Genomic DNA, 20,285 nt, shown 5'->3' on the forward strand with positions numbered 1-20,285 from the left:
GACCATTTGGCTATCAGGGAACCGGCGAGTTTGTCGCGAAAGCCGCTTTATTCGCCCCGGTCCAGCAAATCCGACGACCCCAGCACCCGCTCGACCTGCACCTCGATGACCACCCGTCGCGGGTTGGGTCTGGGAGTCCGGTAGCGCTGGGCGTAGCGCAGCTCGGCATCACGAACCGCGTCGGCGTCGCTGTTCACCTTCGACCGGCCCTCCAGCGACAGCCACCGTGCGCCGTCGACCTGACTCAGCACGGCCACCCCGGCGCGGTCGGCGTTGACGGCTTTCTGCGAGCCGCCGGTCGTGATCACCCGCGCGATGTGCGTCTTGGGGTCGAAGGTGAAACCGACGGCGACCACATGCGGGGAATTGTCGGCTCGCAGCGTGGTCAGCATGGCCAGGTGACGTTCTGACAGGAAGGCCAGCGCATCGTCGGTCAGCCGCGTAGTGGTATTCGCCATCACCGACCACGCTAGCGCAGGTCATAATCGCAGCCGTGGACGACACGGGCGCAGGTCCGGTACTAATCCTGGGCGGCCGCAGCGAGATCGGCATCGAACTCGCGCGGCGCCTGGCGCAAGGAGCGACGGTGGTGCTTGCCGCGCGCAGGTCCGATCAGCTCGACGACCAGATCGCCACCCTCAAAGCCGCTGGCGCCGCGGCGGTGCACACCACGGAATTCGACGCCGACGATCTGGCCTCTCACGGACCGCTGGTCGCCTCGATCGTCGCCGAGCATGGGCCCATCGGCACCGCGGTCCTGGCCTTCGGGATCCTCGGCAACCAAGCACGCGCCGAGACCGACGCCGCTCACGCGGTCGCCATCGTGCACACCGACTACGTCGCCGAAGTCAGCATGCTCACGCACCTGGCGGCCGTCATGCGGACCGCCGGCCGCGGCTCGCTGGTGGTGTTCTCCTCGGTCGCCGGGGTGCGCGTGCGCCGCGCGAACTACGTCTACGGCTCGGCGAAGGCCGGCCTGGACGGATTCGCCAGCGGCCTGGCCGACGCGCTGCACGGGACCGGCGTGCGGTTGCTCATCGCGCGCCCGGGTTTCGTCATCGGACGCATGACCGAGGGCATGCGGCCCGCGCCGCTGTCGAGCACGCCGGAGCAAGTGGCCGCCGCAACCGCACGGGCCCTGGCCAAGGGCCGACGCACCGTGTGGATCCCGTGGTCGCTGCGGCCGATGTTCTTCGTGATGCGGCTGCTGCCGCAGTTCATTTGGCGCAGGATGCCGCGATGATCATCGTTGTCGGTATCGGCGCCGACGGCATGGCCGGCCTCGCGGAATCGTCGCGCGCCGAATTACACAGGGCCACGATCATTTACGGATCTCGACGGCAGCTCGACCTGCTCGATGAAACGGTGGCCGCGCCCCGCCGGGAGTGGCCGTCACCGATGCTGCCCGCCCTGCAAGCACTTTCCGTGGACGACGAAATCCACGTTGTCGCCAGTGGCGACCCGCTCCTGCACGGCATCGGCGGCACTCTGACCCGCTTGTACGGCCCCAAGAAGGTCAGGGTGCTGCCGCATGTGTCCTCGGTGACGTTGGCTTGCGCGCGGATGGGCTGGAACGTCCACGACACCGAGGTCATCAGCCTGGTGACCGCGCCGCCGCACACCGCCGTGCGCCGCGGCGGCCGGGCGATCGTGCTGTCGAAAAACGCGGCCACGCCGAAGGAATTGGCTGCACTGCTGACCGCGCATGGGCGAGGTGACTCCGAGTTCAATGTGCTCGAAAACCTCGGCGCCCCAACCGAACGCCGCCGCGACGGCAGCGCGCGCCAATGGGCCGACGACCCACCGCAAAACGTCGACGACCTAAACCTGGTCGCCGTCCGCTACCTGCCCGACGAACGCATGTCGCCGTATCCCGATGACGCGTTCGTCCACGACGGCCAGATCACCAAACTTGGAGTCCGGGCGGCGACGCTGGCCGCCCTCGCGCCGCGGCCGGGGGAGCGGCTGTGGGACATCGGCGCGGGCTCGGGCAGTATCAGTGTCGAGTGGTGCCTGAGGTGGCCGGATTGCAGCGCGGTGGCGTTCGAGCGCGACGAACTGCGCCGCCGCAATATCGCGGCCAACGCCGCGTCCTTCGGCGTCGGCATCGACGTCCTCGGCGAGGCGCCGGAGGCGTTCGACGGCGCCGAAGCGCCCGCGGCCATCTTCGTCGGCGGCGGCCTGACCCAACCCGACCTGCTCGACGCCTGCCTGGACAACCTGCCCCGAGACGGACGGCTGGTGGCCAACGCGGTCACAGCTGAGTCAGAATCGCTTCTTGCACAGTCATATTCGCGCTATGGCGGCCAATTGCGACGCCTTCAGCACTACCAGGGCGAGCCGCTTGGTGGCTTCACTGGTTGGCGCCCGCAAATGCCGGTCACCCAATGGGCGGTGACCAGGTGACGGTGTATTTCATCGGCGCGGGACCCGGCGCTGCCGACCTCATCACGGTCCGCGGCCAGCGGCTCCTCGAAAGCTGCCCAACGTGCCTCTATGCCGGCTCTATCATGCCTGAAGACCTGCTGGCGCTCTGCCCCGAAGACGCGAAAATCATTGACACCGGACCGCTTACGCTCGAACAGATTGTCACCGAGATGGCCGACGCCGATGCGGCGGGCCATGATGTGGCACGGCTACACTCCGGTGATCCGTCGCTGTACAGTGCGCTGGCCGAGCAGTGCCGGCGACTCGACGCGCTGGGCATCGACTACGAAATCGTGCCGGGGGTAACAGCTTTCGCCGCCGCCGCGGCCGCGTTGAAGCGCGAACTCACCGTCCCCGGGGTGGCGCAGACGGTGACGTTGACCCGTGTGGCCACCCTCTCGACACCCATGCCGCCCGGCGAAAAGCTACAAACCCTCGCTCAAGCCGGCGGAACCCTGGTCCTGCACCTGGCAGCCGCCCAGATCGATGCCATCGTCCCACAGCTGCTCGAAGGCGGCTACCGGCCCGAAGCACCCGCTGCGGTCGTGGCTTTCGCTAGTTGGCCGCAGCAGGTGCTGCTGCGCGGGACGCTGACCGACATCGCCGATCAGATGCACGACGCCAACATCACCAAGACCGCCGTGATCATCGTCGGCGATGTCCTGGCCGCCGAGGGGTTCACCGACAGCTACCTATATTCCACCGAGCGGATCCGGGGGAGCCGGCACTGATGCGCGTCCTGTTGCTCGGCGGCACCGGCGAGGCTCGCGAACTGGCCAACGCCCTGTACCCGCGCGTCGACATCGTCAGCTCGCTGGCAGGCCGCGTCCCCGATCCCGCCCTGCCGGTAGGCCCGGTGCGCATCGGGGGCTTCGGCGGCGTCGACGGACTAAAACGCTGGTTGCATGAGGAACACATCGACGCCGTCGTCGACGCCACCCACCCGTTCGCCGCTACCATGACCGCGCACGCCGCCGAAGCATGCGCCGCACTGCGGATACCGCACTTGGTGCTGGCGCGCCCCGCGTGGACGCCGGGCGACGCTATCGTCGTCGCATCAGACGTGGAGGCGGCGAAAACCGTTGCCAAGCAAGGCTACTCACGCGTTTTTCTCACCACCGGGCGTTCGGGTGTCAACGCCTTCGCCGACAGCGACGCGTGGTTTCTGATCCGCGCGGTCACCACGCCGGACCCCGCGTCGCTGCCACGTCACCACCAGCTGCTGTTGTCGCGCGGCCCGTATCACTACGACGACGAATTGACGCTGCTGCGTGAACACCGCATCGACGCGCTGGTCACCAAAAACAGCGGCGGCGACATGACCCGCGGCAAGCTGGACGCGGCGGCCGCGCTAGGGATTCCGGTGGTAATGGTCGCGAGACCGAAACTTCCGGCCGGCGTCGCAGCCGTCGGCACCACCGAAGAGGCCGCCGAATGGGTTGCGCGGCTAGGCTAACCGGTCAGGTCTTCGCGTTCCGCGTCAGCTAGCAGCGCATCGCGGGCCCGGGCAACGCGAGATCGAATGGTGCCGACCGGGCACCCGCAGACCGCCGCGGCGTCGGCGTAGGGCAGCCCGAGCAACTGCGTGAGCAACAGCGCCTCCCGCTGCTCCGTGGTGAGGTTCGCGATCATCGTGGTCACCTCGACCAGGTCTTCGAACCCTCGGTTATTGCGATCGCCGCTGTGGAAGTGGGCGGGATCGGCGGCGGATGCGGTGCGGGGCCGCGACTGGGCGTAACGGATGTGATCAGCCACGACGCGGCGCGCGATCGCCAGCAGCCAGGTTCGGGCACTGGACCGTCCGGAGAACCGCTCGATCGCACCGATCGCTCGCAGGAACGTCTCCTGCGTCAGGTCGTCCGCGGTATTCGCGTCGGAAAGATAGGCGACGAAACGCCAAACGTCTTGCTGGGTCGCTTTGATGAAAGCTTCGAGCGCTCGCTCGTTTCCGCGTGCGGCTGCCAACGCGAGGTCGGTGACGGCCTCGTCGTCGCTTGACGCGGTCATAGCCAACCACCTTAGTTGGACGGGTGCGGCCGGTCTACGACGGGTCGTCGTAGAGGCCGAGTGGTTGATCGGCCAGAGATGGCGGTGTCGCCGACCCGCTGGCGCCTCCGACGTCGAGTCGGGATCGTCGGCGGCATTGCCGGAGGAGTGCGGACGCCGGGTCCGCACATACTCGCGCGCCACCAACAACGCGAACACGAGCCCAAGCAGCAGGGGCATGTGGCTTGCGATGCGGGTCGCAGTGACCTCGCCGGCGAAGGCGTCGACGACCACATAACTCAATAGCGCGACGGAATACACACCGGTAATCGCGGCCACCCCCATCGCGGTGGCGGGCCAAACGCCCGCGGCAATCATTGCCAGACCCAACGCAAGCAACCACGCGGTGGACTCGTGCATCAGGTGCTCGCCCGACATGGCGCCGTGCATGTGGCTCGACACCATGCCGAAATTGATGCCGCTGATCTGAGCGGCCGCGATCGCGACCTGGAACAGGCCGACCCCGATCAACCCCCAGCGCCGGTAGCGCGAGCGCAACCAGCGCGTCGAGCGGTGATACGCGGGGGACTGCTGATCGAGGCTGGCCATGATCTTGTCGACCAGGTCCGGCCCCTCGCCGGGCGCAATGGAGGACAGCCGTCGCGACTGGACCGCCGCGCCGATCAGCCAGGTGCGGCAACCGCGGCACGACTCCAGGTGGGCATCGACCTGTTGCGCGAGCACCTGCGGACGCTCGCCGTCCAGTCGCGCAGAAAGCGCCTCACGCGCAACGTCACACCGCATCCCTGCATCGTTGCGCATGCTCGGTTCGCGCGCAAAGGCGTCCACGTGCGGGGGACGGGAACCAAACCGTCGGGCAAACCGACCACTAAAAGACAAGCGCTCCCCTCACTACGCCGACCGAAGAGGTATTCGTGTTCTTGCCCGAAGGCCCCCGACGATGACCGCCCCGATCTGGATCGCCTTTCCGCCCGAGGTGCACTCCACATTGCTTAGCAGCGGTCCGGGTTCCGGGCCGCTGCTCGCCGCTGCGGAGGCGTCGTCGTCACTGAGCGCCGAATACGCCGCAGCCGCAGACGAACTCCTTGAACTGCTGGGCGCGGTCCAGGGCACGTGGGACGGTCCCAGCGCCGAACGCTACGTCACCGCCCACGCGCCGTATCTGAACTGGTTAGTCGAGAGCGCGGCTCGCAGCGCGCTCGCCGCGGCTTCGCACCGAACGGCGGCGGCCGCCTACACCACCGCACTGGCCACCATGCCGACGCTCGCCGAGCTCGCCGCAAACCACGCCACTCACGCGGCTCTACTGGCGACCAATTTCTTCGGCATCAACACCATCCCCATCGCGGTCAACGAAGCCGACTATGTGCGCATGTGGCTGCAGGCCGCCGAAACCATGACCACCTACCAAGCCGTCACCGACTCAGCCCTGGCGGCGATCCCGACGGCCGCGCCGGCGCCGCAGATCGTCGCGACGGGCGGAGAGGCCAGCGCGGCGGCGGCGCGGTCTGCCAGCGTCTCTTGGCAGGATCAGCTCGCGGCGCTGATCCAGCAATACACCAAAAATTTCGCGTGGCCGGTGTCCAAGGATCTCAACCCCGGCGGGTGGCCGATTCCCGCCGTCCCATTTGCCAACGGCCTCACCTCGGCGCTGATGCAGATCCCCGGAATGTCGCCGGCCCTGGCCAGCGCGCTTGCCTGGGCCACCTTCCACACGTTGATGATCTTTTGGCCGTTCGGTCAACAGGCGGTCCAGTTGGCGGTGTCGCTTGCCCCGGCGCTGGCCGCCGTCGTTCCGGCCGCCGGCGCCGCGGGTGTGGCGGCGGGAGCCGCGGTCGCAGCCGGTATCGCGGTCCCGGTGTCGGTGGCCACCACCGTGCCGACCGCCGCGGCAGCGTCGGCGCCCGGTTCTATGCCTGCCCCAGTGACCGCCGCCGCCCCGGCCAGCGCGAGCAGCGCCGCCACCGTGCCCGGGCCCACGTCGCCGAGCCCAGCCTCCGCCATCGGCGGGGGACCGGTCGGTGGCGGGCCGGGCGTCGGATTCGGTCCGTCGGCGACGACGGGCATCGGCGCAAGCCTGTCCGACGTCCTCTATGCCGTCGGCCTTTCCGGGTTGTCCGCACGCGGCAGCGCCACCAGCCGCACTCGTCGTCCCTCGGAGGAATCGGCGGCGGAGGGCGCCGACGAGCCGGCGGCCGCCGCCACGGTGCACGACAGAGCGCCGAGACGCCGCCGTCGGGGCGCGACGATCGAGGATCGCGCCCATCGCCACGAGTTCATGGACCTTGACGACGACGGGGGCCCGCATCAGGAGGCTTCGGACCAAGGCGGCGGGCCACTCGGATTCGTCGGTGCCACCGCTATGCCCGCCGCCAGCCGTCCGGCCGGGCTGATGACACTGGCCGACGACGGATGCGACGGCGCCCCGGCCATCCCCCTGGTGCCCAACAGTTGGGACGACGGCGCGACCGAATAGCGCAGCGCGACAACGTTGTTCGTGCCATGCACCGAACTATGTCGCTGACGGGGCTGTCGCGGAAGGCGCCGACGGCGTGCTGAGGCTGTTTGCGCGGCCCGCCTACTCACCAAGGTTCAACAGTGACGAACGGGTCTGGAAGAAGCGTTAAACCGACCGAGTCGGCGGCAAATTCCCGACTGCAGATCAAGCGGCACCATTGCGACCTCTAATCCCATTGTGGGATACCCTACGGGGTATGGTATAACTGAGGTCGCGGTGGACCTGCGCGGTGACGCCCGCCTTGTGTGGCGGGCTAACGGTTGCAGGCCGTATGGCCCTATTGGCTGCGTCAATGCAGGCTCAGACTCCGCAGTAGGACCAGGCGACGAACGAAAGGAAAACCGATGTTGGCCGTGCTCAAGCGGGCTTGGGTGCCGCTTGTCGTCGTGGTGGCGGTCATTCTCGGCGGCATCGCCGTCAACCGGCTGCGCGGCGTTTTCGGTTCCGATGCCATCTTCACCGCGACCGGCAGCAGCGCAGAACCGCTCGAGCCGTCGCACGTGAAGCGAGTGACCTACGAGATCTACGGGCCCAACGACACGACGGGAAGCGTGAGCTACCTCGACAAGAAGGCCCAGCCTGAGCAGGCCGATTTCAACAGCCTGCCGTGGACTCTCACGGTTACCACCACGGTGCCGGCGGTGATCGCCAGCGTGTTGGCGCAGGGCAACGGCGACAACATCGGGTGCCGCATCACCGTCAACGGCGAGGTCAAGGACGAGAGGTCATCGGCCGGGCACCACGCACAAACCTCCTGTCTGGTGAAGGCCGCATGAACGCCGACAACGAGACCCGTCCGAGGTTCATGCGGTTCGTCCGCAGGTTCGCGTGGCCCATCATCATCGGCTGGCTCCTGCTGACCGTCGCTCTGAATGTGCTTGTGCCGCCGATCGAGTCGGTCGCGCGCAAGCACGCAGTCACGATGTCGCCGCAGGATGCACCCGCGATGATCGCCGCCAAACGCATCGGGGCAACGTTCCACGAGTCGGACTCCGACAGCATCGCGATGATTGTCCTCGAGAGCGATCAACAACTCGGCGATGCGGCGCACCGCTATTACGACGGCTTGGTCCAGAAGCTGCAGGCCGACCCGAAGCACGTGCAGCACGTGCAAAACGTGTGGGGCGATCCGCTTACCGCCGCCGGCGTCCAAAGCCGCGACGGCAAAGCCGCTTACGTCCAGCTCAACCTGGCCGGCAACCAGGGCAGCACGCTGGGCAACCAGTCCGTCGACGCGGTGCGGAAGATCGTCGACCAGTCGGAGCCTCCCAAGGGGCTAAAGGTCTACGTCACGGGTCCGGCACCGCTGACGACGGATATGAACGAAGCTGCGGACAAGAGCATGTTCAAGATGATGGGCGTGACGGGCGTGGTCATCATGATCATGCTCTTCATTGCATATCGCTCCATCAGCACGGTGTTGCTGGTGCTGGTGATGGTCGGTTTCGAGATGGGCACGGCCAGGGGATTGGTCGCGTTGCTTGGCAACAACGAGCTGCTGGGATTCTCGACGTTCGTCGTCGCCATGCTGTCGTCGTTGGCGATCGCGGCGGGGACCGATTACGCGATCTTCCTCATCGGGCGGTACCAGGAGGCCCGCCAGGCCGGGCAGGATCGAGAAACCGCTTGGTACACGATGTTCCGCGGCACCTCGCACATCATCTTGGGTTCGGGGCTGACCATCGCCGGAGCCACCTTCTGCCTCCACCTGGCGCGGCTGTCGTATTTCAAGGCGCTGGGCATCCCGTCGGCCCTGGGGCTGCTTGTTGTCGTCGCGGGAGCGATGACCGCGGCGCCGGCCGTTGTGGCCGTGGCCAGCCGGTTCGGTTTGCTCGACCCGAGACGGATGATCAAGACGCGCGGGTGGCGCCGCATCGGCACCGCGACGGTGCGTTGGCCCGGTGCCGTGTTCGCGGCGTCGCTGGCCATCGCCATCGTCGGCATCCTCGTCATGCCCAGCATGAAGATCAGCTACAACGACCGCTACTACATACCCGCCAATCTGCCGTCGAATATTGGGTATGCGGCCGCGGAGCGCCATTTCAGCGCCGCGACAATGAATCCCGACATCCTGATGATCGAGGCGGATCATGACATGCGCAACAGCGGCGACATGATCATCCTCGACCGGATCGCCAAAGATGTATTCCGCTCACCGGGAATCGCGATGGTGCAGAGCATCACCCGGCCGCTCGGAGGCCCGATCGAGCACACGTCGATACCGTTCCAGATCAGCGCGCAGTCGATTCCGATCCAGCAGAACCTTCAATTCATGAAGGACCGCACGGCCGACATGCTCCAAATGAGTGACGATCTCGGCGCCATGATCGGCTCGATGGAGCGCATGCAGGGGTTGCTGGGGCAGATGAGCGGCACCACTCATCACATGGTCGGCGACATGGGCGACATGCAATCCACGCTGGACGAGATGAGGGACCACCTCGCGGACTTCGACGATTTCGCGAGGCCGTTCCGCAGCTACTTGTACTGGGAACCACACTGTTTCAACATTCCGGCCTGCTGGGCTTCGAGGTCGGTGTTCGAGGCGATCGACGGCGTGGACAAGTTCAGCTCGAACATGCGCACGCTGATCAACGACGTGAACAACGTCGACGCGATACTGCCCCAGATGCAGTCCCAATTCCCGCCGATGATCGCGGTAGCGAAGTCCATGCAGGCAACGTTGCTCACCATGCACAGCAGCTTCTCGGGCCTCGTCACGCAACTGACCCAGATGACTGATACGGCAAGCGCGATGGGTCAGGCGTTCGACGCCTCCAGGAGTGGTGACTACTTCTACCTGCCCCCGGAAGCCTTCCAGAATCCCGACTTTCAGCGCGGACTGAAGCTATTCCTCTCACCGGACGGCGAGGCCGCGCGCTTCATCATCACCCACGACGCGGACCCGGCAACCCCGGCGGGAATTTCGGCCGTCAAGCCCGAACTCGACGCCGCGCATCAAGCTGTGAAGGGAACGACGCTCACCGGTGCGAAGTTCTACCTCGCCGGTACGGCGGCGATATACCGCGACATCCAGGCCGGCTCCCAATACGACCTGCTGATCGTCGGAATCGCAGCCCTGACACTGATTTTCGCAGTCATGGTGATCATCACCCGGGCGCTGGTCGCGTCCCTGGTGATCGTCGGGACGGTGCTGTTGTCGCTGGGTGCGGCGTTCGGGCTGTCGGTGCTGGTGTGGCAACACCTCTTCGGTCTGGAATTGAACTGGATAGCACCGGTGTTCGGGTTGATCATTCTGCTGGCCGTCGGATCCGACTACAACCTGCTGTTGGTGTCGCGGTTCCAGGAAGAGATCGGTGCAGGGCTGAGGACTGGCATCATCCGCTCGATGGGGGGAACCGGTGGTGTCGTCACGGCGGCGGGATTGGTGTTCGCGTTCACCATGATGTCGATGGCTGCCAGCGATCTGCGCTCAATCGGGCAGGCTGGCACCACGATTGGCCTCGGCCTGCTGTTCGACACCCTGGTTGTGCGCTCCTTGATGACGCCGTCGATCGCCGCGCTCCTTGGGCGCTGGTTCTGGTGGCCGCAACGCGTGCGACCACGCCCGGCGAGCTACATGCTCCGGCCCTTCGGAGGCCGCCGTCTGGTTCGTTCGCTTCTTCTGGGTGAGGAACCGACCACCAAGCCGCCGAGGCACGACGGACCCCCAGGCGGCCCGGGCCCGGATTCAGGCGGGGTAACGCCGAGGAGTGAACACCCGGTCGCCGAAATCGTCTGAGTGCCATTGGGTTTGCGACGAGCCGACGATCAGCAGGCAGCGCATGTCGACGTCGGCGGGGTCGAGATCGGCCAGCCGTACTACGCGGACGTCCTCGTCGGGCCCCGACACGTTACGGCCGATAACCACCGGCGTGCCGGGTTCGCGGTGTTCCATCAGCACGTCGCGCATCGCGCCGACCTGCCAGGTCCGTGCCTTGGATGCGGGGTTGTAGATGGCCAGCACCAGATCGGCGGCCGCGGCGGCGGCCAGCCGCTCGGATATCACCTCCCAGGGTTTGAGCCGGTCCGACAACGAGATCACCGCGTAGTCATGACCCAACGGAGCACCAACCCGGCTGGCGACGGCCTGCGCCGCCGTCATCGCCGGAATGACCCGGATCCGCACTCCCGGCCACTGTTTGGCTTCCTCCAGCACCGCCGTCGCCATCGCGAACACGCCCGGGTCGCCCGACGACACCACGGCGACGGCGTGCCCCTGCTCGGCCAGCGCGCAGGCCAGCTGCGCCCGCGCCGGTTCGTCGGTGTTGTCGCTGGGATGGCGCCGCTGGCCGTCGCGGACCGGGACGCGATCCAGATAGCCGGCATAGCCGATCAGATCGGTCGCGGCGGCCAGTTCCCGGCGGCTCTGCGGCGTCATCCAGTCGAGGTCGCCGGGCCCCAGGCCCACGACCGCGACGCTGCCTTCCCGCGACGGCTGCTGAGCGCGGCGGCCACCGGGGAGCATGGCCAACGAAAAGTAGGGCACGCCGGCCTCGTCGACGTCCGCGGCGGGCAGGATCCGCTGTCCCGAGGTGCTGGCCCGCTCGACGTAGAACGCGTCGTCAAGCTGCCCGGAGGCCGAAAGCGCTTCCCGCACAGCGTGATACGAACGACCCAGCTTGAGCACCACCGCGGCGTCGGCGTCGGCGAGGCGCCGGGTCAGCTCGGCCACCGGCAGGGTTCCGGGCAGCACCGACAGCACCTCGTCGCCGGCCACCAGCGGGGTCGCGATGGCCGCCGAGGCGGCGCTCACCGACGTCACACCCGGCACGATGACGGCGTCGAACCGCTGCGTCAGCCGGGTGTGCAAATGCATGTAGGAGCTGTAGAACAGCGGGTCGCCCTCGGCGAGCAGCGCCACGTCGCGACCGGCGTCCAGGTGCGCGGCGATGCGCCGCGTCGAGTCCGCATAAAAGTCTTCGATCGCACCGGCGTAGCCGCCCGGATGGTCGGTCGCCTCGGTGGTCACCGGGTAGATCAGGTGCTCCTCGATCTGCCCGGGCCGCAGATACGGCTCGGCGATTCCGCGGGCGATGCTGCGGCCGTGCCGGGCGCTGTGGTAGGCCACCACGTCGGCCTCGCCGATCACCCGGGCGGCCTTCACCGTCACCAACTCCGGATCGCCGGGCCCCAACCCGACCCCCCATAGGGTGCCGCGCGCGCTCATTCGATGTCGCTCGCGATCGCGTTGACGGCGGCAGCGGCCATCGCGCTGCCCCCGCGACGTCCCCGCACCACCAGGTACGAGATGCCCCGCGGACGCTCGATGAGCTCCTGCTTGGACTGCGCGGATCCGACGAATCCGACCGGCCCGCCGAGCACTGCGGCCGGCGCGGAGGCGCCCTCGTCGATCAGCTCCAGCAGCCGGAACAGCGCGGTGGGGGCGTTGCCGATCGCGAGCACGGCGCCGGCCAGGCGCCCCGCCCACAGTTCGACGGCGGCCGCCGAACGGGTGGTCTGCCGGCGCGCGGCCAGCTCGGGGGCGCGCGGATCGGCCACCAGCGACACGACCTCGTTGCCCGCGGGCAGCCGCGCGGCAGTGATCCCCGCTGCCACCATCGACGAATCGCACAACACCGGCGCGCCGCCGCGCAGCGCTTCGCCCGCCCGCGCGACCACGTCGTCGGTATAGGCGACGTGATCGGCGACATCGATCTGGCCGCAGGTGTGGATCAACCGGACGACCACCCGCGCGACGTCGTCGGGAAACCGCGTCAGGTCGGCTTCGGCGCGGATCGCCGCGAACGACTGGCGATAGATCTCGGCCGCGTCGCGGATGTAATCGAGCACCCGCTCACCTTAAGTGCTGGTCGCGCAGTAGCCGATAGCCCTGTCCGCTCGCGACCAGAACCTGCCCGACGGGCGGGCTGCCGCACGCGCGTTCGCACCCGACGAAGTGCCGGTGCACCGGGGAATCCGGCTCCAACGACATCGCCGCGTCGGCCCGCACGTCGGCCGCCGAGTGCTGACAGCCGGGGCTGCCGGTGCAGGCGCTGACGGTCAGCCAGGGGGAGTGTTCGTCGAAGACCAAACCCAGCGGAGCCAGCACGCGCAGCGCGACGTCGGCCACCTCCTCTTTGAGATCGCAGACCAGCACTGATCGCCACGGCGTGACCACCAGCGGGGCCTCGATGGCGGCCAGGTATTCCGCGACCCGGGCGGGCAGCACGCCCAGCGGCACCGCGGCGCCCAGCGCCACCCGGCCATCATCCTGGCCGATCCAGCCCACCTGGGGTTTGGTGACGGCCGGAAACGCCGCACCGAGTTCGGCGCCGGGCCACAGCGCCGCAACGTCAGCCAATTCGCCTACGCGCCAAGCCTTCCCGCGTACTTCGATGAACCGCACCGCGAGCGCGACCAGTGACTGTGCCACGTCGGCGACGGCCAGCCGGACGCCGGTGTCCCGCCCGGCCAACACAAGCGCGGCGCCGTCGTCCAGGGCGTGCACGCCGACGTCGGCGCCCAGCCCGGACACGTCGGCGCGGCCGTCATCGACGCTGAACCAGAACCGGCCGCCCAAGTCCGCGAGCCTGGGCTCGGCGCAAATCGCCGCGTCCAGCTCGCTCACCCACCCACTGACGTCGGCGAGCCCGCCCACCCGGCCGGTCAGCGGCGACGCGACGATGTTGCGCGCCCGCTCATGCGTCGGCGACGGCAGCAAGCCGGCTTGCGCGAGCGCCTCGCCGGCGGCCGCCACGTCGGTGACCGCGCGCAGCTGCACGTTGCCCCTTGCGGTCAGCTCAAGCGTTCCCGAACCGCACCGTCCCGCGAGGTCCGCGAGCGTTGCCAGCTGGGCGGCGCTGATCCGGCCGCCGGGTAAGCGCACCCGCACCAGCGCGCCGTCGGCCGCCTGATGCACCTGCAGCGCACCTGGGCAGGCGTCGGTTTCACGCGCGCGGACCATTCGCCTACGGTACGACTCCGCGCATCCGTTTCGCGCAGGTTCGGCGCGGGCCTGGTGTGGGCACTCTGTTGCCCGTGAGGACGGTGGAGTACGCCCCCGGACGATTGGTCGATGTCTTCGGCGATTCGGCGCGTCCCATGATCCTGCTGTGGCACGGCATGCAGACCGACGCCCGCGCGGCCGTTAGGCCACTGGCCGGCCTGCTCGCCGAACGCGGCGCCGCGGTGGTGGCGCCGGATTGGAACTCCCACGCCGACGACGGCGGCCGCGCGGACCTGTTGCGATCGCTGGAGTTCGCCCGCGACCGCGCCGACGGCCCGTTGGTCCTGGTCGGGTGGTCCTTGGGGGGCTCCGCCGCCGCGGGCCTGACGCTCGACGCGGCGCGCTTCGACGTTGCCGTCGCGCACACGGTCTGCCTGGCCGGGGCCTTCATGGCTCCGGACCCGATCTCCGGTTGCCCGCCGACGGACATGCTGTCGCCCGACCGCGCCCGCTCGCCGTTCACGCTGCTGCACGGGCTCGCCGACGACGCGGTGCCGGTGGCGGCCAGCAGGGCGTTCGCCGCCGACCTGCAGCAGGCCGGTTGGCCGGTGGAGCTGGTGGAGCTGGCGGCCGATCACGGCTCGATCGCCGGCGCCGACTACGACCCGGTCGGGGATCGCTATGTTCCCGCGACGGGCGGGCCGGCGCTTGAGGTCGCCGCGCGCATCGCGGCGACGCTGCGGTACGAATGACGGGTGGCTGAGCCGAGGATCCTGCTGCTGTCGACGTCCGACACGGACCTGATCAGCGCCCGGTCCAGCGGCAAAAACTATCGGTGGGCCAACCCGTCGCGGCTCTTGGACACAGAACTGCCGGACCTGCTGGCCAACGCCGACATCGTGGTCGTCCGCATCCTCGGCGGCTATCGCGCCTGGCAGGACGGCATCGATGCGGTGATCGCCAGCGGCGTCCCGACGGTGCTCGTCAGCGGCGAGCAGGCCGCCGACGCCGAACTGACCGGCCTGTCCACGCTGGCGGCCGGCATCGCGGTGCAGGCGCACATCTATCTGGCCCACGGCGGCGTGGAGAACCTGCGCCAGTTGCACGCCTTCCTCTCCGACACCGTGCTGATGACCGGCTTCGGATTCACCCCACCGGTGGTGACGCCGACCTGGGGAGAGCTGGCGCGCCCGGACGCCGCCAACGGCGACGGCCCCACCATCGCGGTGCTCTACTATCGCGCGCAGCAGCTGGCCGGCAACACCGCCTACATCGAATCGCTGTGCCGGGCCATCGAAGAGGCCGGCGGCCGGGCGCTGCCCGTCTACTGCGCCTCGCTGCGCACCGCCGAACCCGAACTGCTGCAACGGCTCAGCGACGCCGACGCGATGGTGGTCACCGTGCTGGCGGCCGGCGGACTGCGCCCCGCGACGGCCGCGGCCGGCGGTGAGGACGACAGCTGGAACGTGGAACACCTTGCCGCGCTGGACATCCCGATCCTGCAGGGCCTGTGCCTGACCAGCCCCCGCGACCAATGGCGCGACAACGACGACGGCCTGAGCCCGCTCGACGTGGCCAGCCAGGTCGCGGTGCCCGAGTTCGACGGGCGCATCATCACCGTCCCGTTCTCGTTCAAGGAGATCGACGACGACGGGCTGATCTCATACGTCGCCGACCCGGAACGCTGCGCGCGCGTCGCGGGCCTAGCCATCCGGCACGCGCGGCTGCGGCACGTCCCGGCGGCGGAAAAGCGCGTGGCCCTGGTGTTTTCGGCGTACCCGACCAAACACGCCCGCATCGGCAACGCGGTCGGGCTCGACACCCCGGCCAGCGCGGTCGCGCTGCTGCGCGCGATGCGCGCACGCGGGTATCAGGTGGACGAGCTGCCCGGCGTCGAGGCCAACGACGGCGACGCCCTGATCCACGCGCTGATCGAACGCGGGGGACAGGACCCCGACTGGCTTACCGACGGGCAGCTCGCCGGCAACCCGATTCGAGTTTCCGCCAAGGACTATCGCGAATGGTTCGCCACGCTGTCCGCCGAGCTCACCGACGCCGTGGTCGAACACTGGGGCCCACCGCCCGGCGACCTCTTCGTCGACCGCACGGCAGACCCCGACGGCGAGATCGTCATCGCCGCCATCCAAGCGGACAACCTCGTCCTGATGGTCCAGCCGCCCCGCGGCTTCGGGGAAAACCCGGTCGCCATCTACCACGACCCGGACTTGCCGCCCAGCCACCACTACCTGGCCGCGTACCGCTGGCTGGACACCGGATTTCACGCCGACGCGATAGTCCACCTCGGCAAGCACGGCAACCTGGAGTGGCTGCCGGGCAAGACCCTCGGCATGTCGGCGGCCTGCGGATCCGACGCCGCGCTGGGCAACCTGCCGCTGATCTACCCGTTCCTCGTCAACGACCCCGGCGAGGGCACCCAGGCCAAACGGCGGGCGCACGCCGTGCTCGTCGACCATCTCATCCCGCCGATGGCGCGCGCCGAAACCTACGGCGACATCGCGCGTTTGGAGCAGCTGCTCGACGAGCACGCAAACGTCGCGGCGCTGGATCCCGGCAAGCTGCCCGCCATCCGCCAGCAGATCTGGACGCTGATCCGGGCCGCCAAGATGGACCACGACCTGGGGCTGACCGAACGCCCCGCCGAGGACGCGTTCGACGACATGATCCTGCACGTCGACGGGTGGCTCTGCGAGATCAAGGACGTCCAGATTCGCGACGGCCTGCACGTGCTGGGCCAAAAGCCCACGGGGGAGGCCGAACTCGACCTGGTGCTGGCCATCCTGCGGGCGCGCCAGCTGTTCGGCGGCGAGCATGCCATTCCCGGCTTGCGGCAGGCGCTCGGCCTCGCCGAGGACGGCACGGACGAGCGCGTCACGGTCGACCAAACCGAGGCCGCCGCGCGGGAATTGGTCGCGGCGCTGCAGGCCAGCGGCTGGGATCCAGCCGCCGCCGAGCGCCTGACCGACGACGCCGACGTCGCGGCGGTGCTACGGTTCGCGGCCACCGAGGTGGTGCCCCGGCTGGCCGGCACGTCATCCGAAATCGACCAGGTGCTCAGGGCGTTGGACGGCCGGTTCATTCCCTCCGGCCCGTCGGGGTCGCCGCTGCGCGGCCTGGTCAACGTGCTGCCGACCGGGCGCAACTTCTACTCGGTCGACCCGAAAGCAGTGCCGTCCCGGCTGGCGTGGGAAGCCGGTGTGGCGCTGGCGGATTCGCTGCTGGCCCGGTACCGGACCGACCACGGGCAATGGCCGCAATCCGTCGGCCTGTCGGTGTGGGGCACGTCGGCGATGCGCACCGCCGGCGACGACATCGCCGAAGTCCTTGCGCTGCTTGGCGTTCGACCGGTGTGGGACGACGCGTCGCGGCGCGTCACCGGCCTGACCCCGATTCCGCTAACCGAGCTGGGCCGCCCGCGCATCGACGTCACGGTGCGGATCTCCGGCTTCTTCCGGGACGCCTTCCCGCACGTCGTGACCATGCTCGACGACGCGGTGCAATTGGTCGCCGAGCTCGACGAGCCCGACGAGGACAACTACGTGCGCGCCCACGCCCAGGCCGACCTCGCCCAGCACGGTGACCAACGCCGCTCCACCACAAGGATTTTCGGCTCCAAGCCGGGAACCTACGGCGCCGGGCTGCTCCAGCTGATCGACAGCCGCAACTGGCGCGACGACGCCGACCTCGCGCAGGTGTACACCGCGTGGGGCGGGTTCGCCTACGGGCGCGGCCTGGACGGTCGCCCGGCAACCGACGACATGAACCGCCAGTACCGGCGCATCGCGGTGGCCGCCAAGAACACCGACACCCGCGAGCACGACATCGCCGACTCCGACGACTACTTCCAGTACCACGGCGGCATGGTCGCCACGGTGCGCGCGCTGACCGGGCAGGCGCCCGCCGCCTACATCGGCGACAACACCCGGCCCGACGCGATCCGCACCCGGACCCTGTCGGAGGAGACCACCCGGGTCTTCCGCGCCCGCGTGGTCAATCCACGCTGGATGGCCGCGATGCGCCGGCACGGTTACAAGGGCGCGTTCGAGATGGCGGCGACGGTGGACTACCTGTTCGGCTACGACGCCACCGCCGGGGTGATGGCCGACTGGATGTACGAGCAACTGACCGAGCGCTACGTGCTGGACCCCGAAAACCGCAAGTTCATGGCCGAGTCCAACCCGTGGGCGCTGCACGGCATGGCCGAGCGGCTGCTCGAGGCCGCCGGCCGCGGCATGTGGGCGGCACCGCAGCCGGAAATCCTCGACGGGCTGCGCCAGGCGCTGCTCGAAACCGAGGGCGACCTGGAGGGCTGATCCTCCAGCGGTGTTCGCCGGGCTCTGCCCGGCCACCAGACGCAGAATCGCACAAAAAGCGCTGTTCGCGTGCGACTCTGCGTCTGCTCGCGCGGTAAGTTGACACCCGTGACCCCCACATTCGCCGATCTCGCCAAGGCGCAATACCTGCTGCTGACCACCTTCACCAAGGACGGCCGGCCCAAGCCGGTGCCGGTCTGGGCCGCCTTGGATGAGCAGCGCGGCGACCGACTGCTGGTCATCACCCAGGAAAAGTCGTGGAAGGTCAAGCGGATCCGCAACACCCCGCGGGTCACGTTGGCCACCTGCACCATGCAAGGCCGGCCGACCAGCGAGGCGGTCGAGGGCACCGCGGCGATCCTCGACAAGTCGCAGACCGCCGCCGTCTACGACGCCATCGGCAAGCGGTACGGCATCGTCGGCAAGGTCTTCAACTTCTTCAGCAAGCTGCGCGGCGGCATGGACAACAACGTCGGCCTCGAGCTGAAAGTGGCGCCGAGCTAAGGCAAATGGGGACCGTCCTCATCCCGATCCCGGACCGCGACTTCGACCCCACCGAGGTCGCCGTCAGCTGGCGGGTCCTCACCGACGACGGACACCGGGTGGTGTTCGCCACCGAACGCGGTGCGCCCGGCGTCGCCGACGACATCATGGTCACCGGCCGCGGGTTGGACATCTGGTCGGCGCTGCCGGTGCTCGGCAGCCTCCCGCTCGTCGGGCTGATGCTGCGGGCCAACAAGGACGGCCGCGAGGCGTACCGGGACATGCTGCGCTCGGCGGAATTCCAGCGCCCGGTCAGCTGGTCACAAGCCGGCCTCGACGGCATCGACGCGCTGCTGCTGCCCGGTGGCCATCGCGCCCGGGGAATGCGCAGTTACATCGACAGCGACATCCTGCAGCGGCTCGTCGTGGACGCCTTCGCCCGAGGGCTGATCGTCGCCGCGATTTGTCACGGCGTGCTGCTCGCCGCCCGCAGCATCGATCCCGCCACGGGGCGCTCGGTGCTCTACGGACGCAAGACCACCGCGCTGACGTGGGCGATGGAAGGCCTGGCCTGGCGGCTCACGCGGTTGACTCGATTGCGAGATCGCGACTACTACCGGACCTACACCGAGGAGCCCGGTCAGCCCGTCGGGTATATGTCCGTTCAGTCGGAAGTTACTCGCGCGCTTAAGGATCCGTCGGACTTCCAAGACGTCGGCAGTGGAACGCCGCACCGGTGGCTGAAGTCATCGGGCGTGGTGCGTGACACCGCCACCGATCCGCGGGCCGCGTTCGTCGTCGACGACGGCCGCTACGTCTCGGCGCGCTGGCCCGGCGACACGCACACGTTCGCGACCGTCCTGTCGCAGAAGCTGAAGTGACGCAACGTGTTTCAGCCCGCTTTGAGATGCTCGCCGAAGAAGGCGAAGACGCGGCTCCACGCGTCGTCTGTGGCGGCCTGGTCGTAGCCGAAACCCGCGATGCGAAGCAGCGGCTGGGCGGGCAGCGTGTTCGCGAAGCTGTGCCCGACGCCCGGATACTCCTTGATGTCGGTGGTTATCTGCTTCGCGGCGGTCACCTCGCGAAACTTTTCCGCGGCGCCCCTGCCCAGCGGGTCACGGCTGCCGAAGCTCGCCACGATCGGGCACGCCCCGTCGAGAGTCTTGTCGAGGTCGCGGCGCAGGGGAGTGCCGTAGAACGGTGCGGAGGCATCGAAACCCTTGGGCGACATGACGATCGCGAACTGTCCGTCCATGCAGAAGCCCGCGATGCCGACGGGCCCGGAACACTCGGGCATCGCCTTGAGATGATCGCGGGCCGCCAGGATGTCGTCGACGGCCCGACCCCGCTTCGTCTGCAGGTCCCGCATGACCCGGGTGATGCAGCGGACGCGGCCGCCCCGCGAGTAGAGGTTCGGCGTCAGGGCCAGGTAGCCGGCTTGGGCGATGCGCTCGTTGGTCGCCTGCATGTCCCGGCCGTAGCCGAAGGCGTCGTGGATCACCACCACCCCTGGCCACGGCCCCTCGCCCGGGGGAAGGTTCAACAGCGCATCAATCGATCCGTCCGGGGTGTCGATCTGAATCGTTGCCATAGCGTCATCTAACTGCAGCCGTGTCGGGCGCCACCAGGG

General features: G+C 68.7%; 17 protein-coding genes and 1 pseudogene. 11 read left to right on the top strand and 7 right to left on the bottom strand.

Translation table 11 applies throughout. The features are described 5' to 3' along the window. Positions 1–47 precede the first annotated feature (47 nt). On the bottom strand, positions 48–458 hold the full coding sequence (locus A5712_RS12985; protein WP_066913250.1) for a F420-dependent biliverdin reductase: 411 nt from the start codon (positions 456–458) through the stop codon (positions 48–50). A gap of 35 nt (positions 459–493) precedes the next feature. Here A5712_RS12985 and A5712_RS12990 point away from each other — a divergent pair, with 35 nt between their 5' ends. The 4 genes from A5712_RS12990 to A5712_RS13005 are packed head-to-tail and all read left to right on the top strand — an operon-like array spanning position 494 to position 3,883. Continuing rightward, entirely contained in the window at positions 494–1,243 is a 750-nt protein-coding gene (locus tag A5712_RS12990) for an SDR family NAD(P)-dependent oxidoreductase (protein ID WP_068105227.1), read from the top strand. After that, complete coding sequence (locus A5712_RS12995) at positions 1,240–2,406, top strand: bifunctional cobalt-precorrin-7 (C(5))-methyltransferase/cobalt-precorrin-6B (C(15))-methyltransferase (RefSeq protein WP_068105304.1); 1,167 nt, start codon at positions 1,240–1,242, stop codon at positions 2,404–2,406. The genes A5712_RS12990 and A5712_RS12995 overlap by 4 nt, the downstream gene beginning before the upstream one ends. After that, complete coding sequence (gene cobM, locus A5712_RS13000; RefSeq protein ID WP_068105230.1) at positions 2,403–3,158, top strand: precorrin-4 C(11)-methyltransferase; 756 nt, start codon at positions 2,403–2,405, stop codon at positions 3,156–3,158. Before A5712_RS12995 ends, cobM begins: the two co-directional genes overlap by 4 nt. Next, positions 3,158–3,883 (top strand): cobalt-precorrin-6A reductase, encoded by a 726-nt coding sequence (locus A5712_RS13005; protein WP_068105232.1) that lies wholly within the window; start codon positions 3,158–3,160, stop codon positions 3,881–3,883. Before cobM ends, A5712_RS13005 begins: the two co-directional genes overlap by 1 nt. Here the strand turns inward: A5712_RS13005 and sigC are convergent. Both sigC and A5712_RS32350 read right to left on the bottom strand, forming a co-directional pair. Continuing rightward, on the bottom strand, positions 3,880–4,434 hold the full coding sequence (gene sigC, locus A5712_RS31945) for an RNA polymerase sigma factor SigC (RefSeq protein ID WP_231982118.1): 555 nt from the start codon (positions 4,432–4,434) through the stop codon (positions 3,880–3,882). The genes A5712_RS13005 and sigC overlap by 4 nt on opposite strands. Before the next feature lie 144 nt (positions 4,435–4,578). After that, positions 4,579–5,235 (bottom strand): annotated as a pseudogene (locus A5712_RS32350) (DUF2275 domain-containing protein); the annotation flags it as partial. A gap of 139 nt (positions 5,236–5,374) precedes the next feature. On the opposite strand from A5712_RS32350, the gene A5712_RS13015 reads away from it, so the two are divergent. From A5712_RS13015 to A5712_RS13025, 3 genes are all read left to right on the top strand, one after another. Further along, on the top strand, positions 5,375–6,910 hold the full coding sequence (locus A5712_RS13015; RefSeq protein ID WP_068105235.1) for a PPE family protein: 1,536 nt from the start codon (positions 5,375–5,377) through the stop codon (positions 6,908–6,910). Between the two features lie 386 nt (positions 6,911–7,296). After that, the gene (locus tag A5712_RS13020) at positions 7,297–7,728 is read left to right on the top strand and encodes an MmpS family transport accessory protein (RefSeq protein ID WP_068105237.1); all 432 of its coding nucleotides are present in this window, start codon (positions 7,297–7,299) and stop codon (positions 7,726–7,728) included. After that, a complete protein-coding gene (locus A5712_RS13025; protein ID WP_231982117.1) occupies positions 7,725–10,694 on the top strand; it encodes an RND family transporter in 2,970 nt (989 codons plus the stop codon). The genes A5712_RS13020 and A5712_RS13025 overlap by 4 nt, the downstream gene beginning before the upstream one ends. Here the strand turns inward: A5712_RS13025 and A5712_RS13030 are convergent. Genes A5712_RS13030 through cobG form a run of 3 tightly spaced genes read right to left on the bottom strand, consistent with a single transcriptional unit; the run spans position 10,644 to position 13,859 of the window. Beyond that, entirely contained in the window at positions 10,644–12,122 is a 1,479-nt protein-coding gene (locus A5712_RS13030; protein ID WP_068105239.1) for a precorrin-2 C(20)-methyltransferase, read from the bottom strand. The genes A5712_RS13025 and A5712_RS13030 overlap by 51 nt on opposite strands. Further along, positions 12,119–12,745 carry a precorrin-8X methylmutase gene (locus A5712_RS13035; RefSeq protein ID WP_068105242.1) on the bottom strand — a complete coding sequence of 209 codons (627 nt, stop codon included), beginning with the start codon at positions 12,743–12,745 and terminating at the stop codon, positions 12,119–12,121. Before A5712_RS13035 ends, A5712_RS13030 begins: the two co-directional genes overlap by 4 nt. 4 nt (positions 12,746–12,749) lie before the next feature. Next, positions 12,750–13,859, bottom strand: coding sequence for a precorrin-3B synthase (cobG, locus tag A5712_RS13040; protein ID WP_068105244.1), 1,110 nt, complete (start codon positions 13,857–13,859; stop codon positions 12,750–12,752). A gap of 74 nt (positions 13,860–13,933) precedes the next feature. On the opposite strand from cobG, the gene A5712_RS13045 reads away from it, so the two are divergent. From A5712_RS13045 to A5712_RS13060, 4 genes are all read left to right on the top strand, one after another. Beyond that, the gene (locus A5712_RS13045) at positions 13,934–14,593 is read left to right on the top strand and encodes a S9 family peptidase (RefSeq protein WP_068105316.1); all 660 of its coding nucleotides are present in this window, start codon (positions 13,934–13,936) and stop codon (positions 14,591–14,593) included. A gap of 3 nt (positions 14,594–14,596) precedes the next feature. Beyond that, on the top strand, positions 14,597–18,172 hold the full coding sequence (gene cobN, locus A5712_RS13050) for a cobaltochelatase subunit CobN (protein WP_068105245.1): 3,576 nt from the start codon (positions 14,597–14,599) through the stop codon (positions 18,170–18,172). Between the two features lie 108 nt (positions 18,173–18,280). Next, entirely contained in the window at positions 18,281–18,676 is a 396-nt protein-coding gene (locus A5712_RS13055) for a PPOX class F420-dependent oxidoreductase (RefSeq protein WP_068105247.1), read from the top strand. 5 nt (positions 18,677–18,681) lie between these two features. Beyond that, a complete protein-coding gene (locus A5712_RS13060; protein ID WP_068105249.1) occupies positions 18,682–19,536 on the top strand; it encodes a type 1 glutamine amidotransferase domain-containing protein in 855 nt (284 codons plus the stop codon). An 11-nt stretch (positions 19,537–19,547) separates the two neighbouring features. On the opposite strand, the gene A5712_RS13065 is transcribed toward A5712_RS13060, so the two are convergent. Further along, positions 19,548–20,246 (bottom strand): dienelactone hydrolase family protein, encoded by a 699-nt coding sequence (locus A5712_RS13065; protein ID WP_068105251.1) that lies wholly within the window; start codon positions 20,244–20,246, stop codon positions 19,548–19,550. Between the last annotated feature and the right edge of the window lie 39 nt (positions 20,247–20,285).

The organism is Mycobacterium sp. E2327 (assembly GCF_001672675.1).
In the GTDB taxonomy this organism is placed as follows: domain Bacteria; phylum Actinomycetota; class Actinomycetes; order Mycobacteriales; family Mycobacteriaceae; genus Mycobacterium.

Bases quoted from the DNA above. Each gene is read 5' to 3' on its own strand.
- A5712_RS13030 (WP_068105239.1), bottom strand. From the start codon at position 12,122: ATGAGCGCGCGCGGCACCCTATGGGGGGTCGGGTTGGGGCCCGGCGAT.
- A5712_RS13015 (WP_068105235.1), top strand. From the start codon at position 5,375: ATGACCGCCCCGATCTGGATCGCCTTTCCGCCCGAGGTGCACTCCACA.
- A5712_RS12995 (WP_068105304.1), top strand. From the start codon at position 1,240: ATGATCATCGTTGTCGGTATCGGCGCCGACGGCATGGCCGGCCTCGCG.
- A5712_RS12985 (WP_066913250.1), bottom strand. From the start codon at position 458: ATGGCGAATACCACTACGCGGCTGACCGACGATGCGCTGGCCTTCCTG.
- A5712_RS13025 (WP_231982117.1), top strand. From the start codon at position 7,725: ATGAACGCCGACAACGAGACCCGTCCGAGGTTCATGCGGTTCGTCCGC.
- cobG (WP_068105244.1), bottom strand. From the start codon at position 13,859: ATGGTCCGCGCGCGTGAAACCGACGCCTGCCCAGGTGCGCTGCAGGTG.
- A5712_RS13060 (WP_068105249.1), top strand. From the start codon at position 18,682: ATGGGGACCGTCCTCATCCCGATCCCGGACCGCGACTTCGACCCCACC.
- sigC (WP_231982118.1), bottom strand. From the start codon at position 4,434: ATGACCGCGTCAAGCGACGACGAGGCCGTCACCGACCTCGCGTTGGCA.
- A5712_RS13020 (WP_068105237.1), top strand. From the start codon at position 7,297: ATGTTGGCCGTGCTCAAGCGGGCTTGGGTGCCGCTTGTCGTCGTGGTG.
- A5712_RS13005 (WP_068105232.1), top strand. From the start codon at position 3,158: ATGCGCGTCCTGTTGCTCGGCGGCACCGGCGAGGCTCGCGAACTGGCC.
- A5712_RS13065 (WP_068105251.1), bottom strand. From the start codon at position 20,246: ATGGCAACGATTCAGATCGACACCCCGGACGGATCGATTGATGCGCTG.